Consider the following 4,515-nt stretch of genomic DNA (forward strand, 5'->3'; position numbering starts at 1 on the left):
GCTCTTCGCCGGCCGCCTGCGCCGCCGCTGACCCGGGGGCGCCCGCCCTCCCCAGCCCCCGAGGCCCCGATCCCCACGGATCGGGGCCTCGTCGTCTGCGGGCAGGGGCGACGGCGTCGGTAGGCTGGGCGTGTGGGGCGCCCGGCGGGGGCGTCCGCCCGCGGACCCTGGAGGAGCGACCCATGCGTGTGATCGACGTCGGCCTGCGCGAGGGCCACGAGTACCGCGTCCGCGACACCTGGCTGACCGTGCCGAACCTCATCACCCTGGCCCGCTTCGCCCTGGTCCCGGTGTTCGTGTGGCTCACCGTCGACGGCCGGCACCTGGACGCGTTCGTGATCCTGGCGGTGCTCTCCGGCACGGACTGGGTGGACGGCTACGTGGCGCGCCGGTTCGACATGATCTCCACGGTCGGGCGGTGGCTCGACCCGGTGGCGGACCGCCTCTCCCTGCTGGTGGTGGCCGTGACGTTCGTGGCCACCGGCATCGCCCCGCTCTGGCTCGCCCTGGCCATCGCGATCCCGGACCTCGTGCTCGCCGCCGTGTGCCTGTGGCTGTTCGGCGGCAGCCCGGATCTGCCGGTCACGGTCCTGGGCAAGGTGCGCACCGCGCTGCTGCTGGTGGGCACGCCCCTGCTGCTGCTCGCCCGTGTGCCGGGGGTCGACGGCGGCCCGTGGAGCGGCGTGGCCCTGGCTCTGGTCGGCGCCGGTTGCCTGCTGCACATCCTCGCCGCGGGGGACTACCTCGTGCGCGCGGTGGGCAAGGCCCGCGGCCTGCGGGCGGACGGTCAGGACCCGCGCGAGCACCCGTCCCGCCGGGGCTGACCCCCTCGCGCATCCTCGTGCCGGCGCCGACGGTTGCTACCGTGGGACGCGCGCCGTGCCCGCGGCCGATCCTCACGGCACGGGCCGGGCGCCGTCGTGCCATCGCCACCACAGAGAGGGACCGCCGTGTCCGACCGTCCCGGGATCGCCGCCGACCGCCCCCTGAAGGTGCTGATCGCCGCAGACACCTATCCGCCGCACGTCAACGGGGCCGCCACCTTCGGCCACCGCCTCGCCACGGCGCTGCACGCGCGCGGCCACGAGGTCCACGTCGTGATGCCGCGCAGTGACGCCGGCCCGGACACCGTGGAGCACCGGCCGGAGGCCACCGTGCACCTGCTGCGCTCCCTGCCGGCGCCGACGCACGAGTACTACCGTGTGGTGCTCCCGCGGCATGCCAAGATCTCCTTCCGCCGCATCTACCGCGAGGTCCAGCCGGACGTCGTGCACGCCCAGTGCCACTACATGATCGGCGAGGCCGCCATCAACGAGGCCGAGCGGCGCCGCATCCGGATCGTCTCCACGAACCACTTCATGCCGGAGAACCTCGAGCCGTTCCTGCCGTTCCCGCAGTGGTTCCTGGACACCGTCTCCCGGGTGTCGTGGAAGGACATGGGTCGACTCATGGGCAAGGGCGCGGTGGTCACCACCCCCACGGCCCTCGCCGCGCAGGCCATGGCCGAGCACGCCGGCCTGGACAACGTTCTCCCGGTCTCCAACGGCATCGACGCGAGCGCCTACGAGCTGCAGCCGGGGGAGAGGGTGGACCATCCCGGCCATCCGGTCGTGCTCTTCGTGGGGCGGCTGGCCGTGGAGAAGAACGTGGAGGTGCTGATCCGTGCGATCGCGCACCTGGCCCGCACCCGCCCCGACCTGGACGTGCACGCCGAGATCGTCGGCGACGGCGAGCAGCGCGACCGCATCCGTGCCACGGTGGACGAGGAGGGGGTGGCCGACCGCGTCCTGCTGCGCGGCCACGTCTCCGAGGAGGAGCTGCGGGCGGCCTACCTGCGCGCCGACGTGTTCTGCCAGCCGGGCACGGCGGAGCTGCAGTCCCTCGTGACCCTCGAGGCGCTCAGCGCGTCCACCCCGGTGGTCCTCGCGGACGCCCTCGCGTTGCCCCACCTCGTGGACGAGGGCGTCAACGGCCACCTCTTCCCGCCCGGGGACCACGTGGCCCTGGCCGATCGGATCGCCCGGATCCTCGACCTCTCGGACGCGGACCGCGCCGCCATGGGCGAGGCGTCCCACGCGAAGGCCCTGCATCATTCCGCCCAGAAGACGGTGGACATCTTCGAGCGCCTCTACCGCGGCGCGACGGCCGCCGAGGTCCGCGCGATGCTCTGAGACCCGTCGGTAGGATGGGCGGGTCCCGCGCGATGCCGCGGGGGAGGGGCGTTAGCTCAGTCGGTCAGAGCAGGGGACTCATAATCCCTGGGTCGCGGGTTCAAGTCCCGCACGCCCTACAGAAAACGGCCCCCGGCCGCGCGGTATGGCGCGGGCCGGGGGCCGTCGTCGTGCCGGTGCTCAGTAGCGGGCGGCCACCGCGAGCATGTCGGACTTCATGATCGTCGTGGAGGTGAACACTAGGCCCGCGTCCTCGTTGAGGGCGTGGGCGAGCTGGCCGCCGCCCATGTACATGGCCGTGTGGTAGATGCGGCCGGTGGACTGGTTCGCATAGAACACGAGGTCGCCGGGCTGGGCCTGGGAGATCGGCACGTAGGACTTCGCGGCGAGGTACTGGTCGCCGGCGCGGCGCGGGATGGAGATGCCGGCCCGGGCCATGGCCTGCTGGGTGAGGCCGGAGCAGTCGAAGCCGGAGGGGCCGTTGCCGCCCCACACGTAATAGGAGGACGGGTTCCGGACGGCGGAGCGCACGTAGTCGACGGCAGCCTGCTTGGACGCGGGCGCCGGCGCAGGGGCGACGGCGGGGGCGCTGGAGGTGGAGACCGAGGTGGTCTTCAGGACCATCCCCGGGTGGAGCATGGTCGAGGAGCTCATGCCGTTGATGGACTGCAGGATCGAGGCGGACACCCCCGTGCGGTAGGAGATGATCCACCAGCCGTCGCCGGCCAGCACGGTGTAGGTCGAGCCCGAGGTGGACGGCGCCGGGGCCGGGGTCGGGGTGGCAGTGCCGGAGGTCTTGAGGACCATGCCGGGATGCAGCACGGTCGCGGCGGTCATGCCGTTGAGCGACTGCAACCTGGACATGGAGACGCCGGTGCGCTGGGCGATGATCCACCAGCCGTCGCCGGAGCGGACGGTGTAGGCGGTCTCGGCGGCCTGGGCGGTCTCGGCGACGGACACGGTGCCGACGCCGGTCAGGGCGGCGGCGCCCAGGGCGAGGGCCACGGAGGCGGCGGCGGTGCGGGGGGCGCGACGCACAGCGGCGTGCGAGGAGGTCACGGACATCGGATCTTCTTCCCGGACAGGACCTGCGGCCCGTGAGGGCGGTGCCTCCGGGCGATGCCCGGAACGAGGCCGGACCGCGGGTGCGAGTTGACGAGCAGTGCGGATGACCGGGTACGCGAGGACGCGGAGGAAGCCCCGGTGTGGCGGATCGGCTGTAACCGATCCGTGATCAAGATACACGATCGTTATCGAAACGCAATCAGAAATTCGGATGACGTCCAGGTGGCCGATCGGCGCTCGACGCGCCCCGGTCGGCACCTACCGTGCGCGGCTGTCCCCGCCCCTCTCCGGCGCGGCGCTAGCGTGGTGCGGGTGAGCCCCTCCCGCCCCCTGCGCCTGCTGATGGACGCCCGCTACACCCGCACCGACTTCCACGACGGCATCTCCCGCTACGGCGCGAGCCTCATCGAGGCGGTCGCCCGCCGGACCGACGCGCCGGGCCCGGAGGGGGCCGACGTCGAGGTCGAAGTCGCGATGCTGATCTCGGACGAACGACAGCTGGCCCTGCTCCCGGACGGCGTGCCGTGGCACCTCGTCTCCGGCCCCACCTCCCCACGCGAGCCGTTCGTGGCCCGTCAGGTCGCGCGCCTGCGACCGGACGTCGTCTTCTCGCCCATGCAGACCATGGGGTCGTGGGGGCGGGACTACGCGCTGATCCTCACGCTCCACGACCTCATCTACTACGAGCACCGCACCCCGCCGCGGAACCTGCCCGAGCCGATCCGCTGGCTGTGGCGGGCCTACCACCTGACCAAGACCCCGCAGCGGCTCCTGCTCGACCGCGCGGACGCGGTCGCCACGGTCTCCCGGACGACGGCGGAGCTCATCGACCGGCACCGCCTCACCCGGCGTCCGGTCCACGTCATCGCCAATGCGGCGCAGACGGTACCGGAGCCGCGTGACCCGGACGAGACCCCGGACCGCACGCTGCTCTACATGGGCTCGTTCATGGACTACAAGGACGTCGAGTCCCTCGTGGCGGCCGCGCCCCTGCTGCCGGGCTACGCGCTGCACCTGCTCTCCCGCATCAGCCCGGAGCGCCGCGGGCAGCTCGAGGCCCGGCTGGCCGCGCGCCGCGCCGGCGCAGGGGCCGCCGGCGCGGACGTGGTCTTCCACGACGGCACCGACGAGGCCGAGTACGTGCGCCTGCTCCGTCGGCGATGCTCATGGGCGATGGACTCCTCGGACGATCACGGCTGGGGGTGCGGGCGCCACGTCCGGGGTCGTGCCCCTCACCCGGTGGGGCGAAAGGCGCGGGACGGCGCCGACTCTGACCAGC

Annotated in this window: 4 protein-coding genes and 1 tRNA gene; 4 read left to right on the forward strand and 1 reads right to left on the reverse strand. The window is 73.0% G+C overall.

All coding sequences use genetic code 11. The features are described from left to right. Positions 1-182 precede the first annotated feature (182 nt). The 3 genes from D8M29_RS08835 to D8M29_RS08845 all read left to right on the forward strand — a co-directional run bounded on the left by D8M29_RS08835 (position 183) and on the right by D8M29_RS08845 (position 2,290). Positions 183-824 (forward strand): CDP-alcohol phosphatidyltransferase family protein, encoded by a 642-nt coding sequence (locus tag D8M29_RS08835; RefSeq protein ID WP_020624488.1) that lies wholly within the window; start codon positions 183-185, stop codon positions 822-824. 126 nt (positions 825-950) lie between these two features. Beyond that, complete coding sequence (locus D8M29_RS08840; RefSeq protein ID WP_060974056.1) at positions 951-2,171, forward strand: glycosyltransferase; 1,221 nt, start codon at positions 951-953, stop codon at positions 2,169-2,171. Positions 2,172-2,216: 45 nt separating this feature from the next. Continuing rightward, positions 2,217-2,290, forward strand: a tRNA-Ile gene (locus tag D8M29_RS08845). A gap of 61 nt (positions 2,291-2,351) precedes the next feature. Here the strand turns inward: D8M29_RS08845 and D8M29_RS08850 are convergent. Beyond that, positions 2,352-3,236 carry a LysM peptidoglycan-binding domain-containing C40 family peptidase gene (locus D8M29_RS08850; RefSeq protein ID WP_036339471.1) on the reverse strand — a complete coding sequence of 295 codons (885 nt, stop codon included), beginning with the start codon at positions 3,234-3,236 and terminating at the stop codon, positions 2,352-2,354. 312 nt (positions 3,237-3,548) lie between these two features. Here D8M29_RS08850 and D8M29_RS08855 point away from each other — a divergent pair. Continuing rightward, on the forward strand, positions 3,549-4,515 hold a 967-nt coding region (locus D8M29_RS08855; RefSeq protein WP_238693363.1), incomplete at its 3' end, for a glycosyltransferase.

It is taken from the genome of Micrococcus sp. HSID17227, from assembly GCF_003989405.1.
GTDB lineage: Bacteria > Actinomycetota > Actinomycetes > Actinomycetales > Micrococcaceae > Micrococcus > Micrococcus luteus.

Coding starts and splice junctions, on each gene's coding strand:
- D8M29_RS08835 (WP_020624488.1), top strand. CDS start 183: ATGCGTGTGATCGACGTCGGCCTGCGCGAGGGCCACGAGTACCGCGTC.
- D8M29_RS08850 (WP_036339471.1), bottom strand. CDS start 3,236: ATGTCCGTGACCTCCTCGCACGCCGCTGTGCGTCGCGCCCCCCGCACC.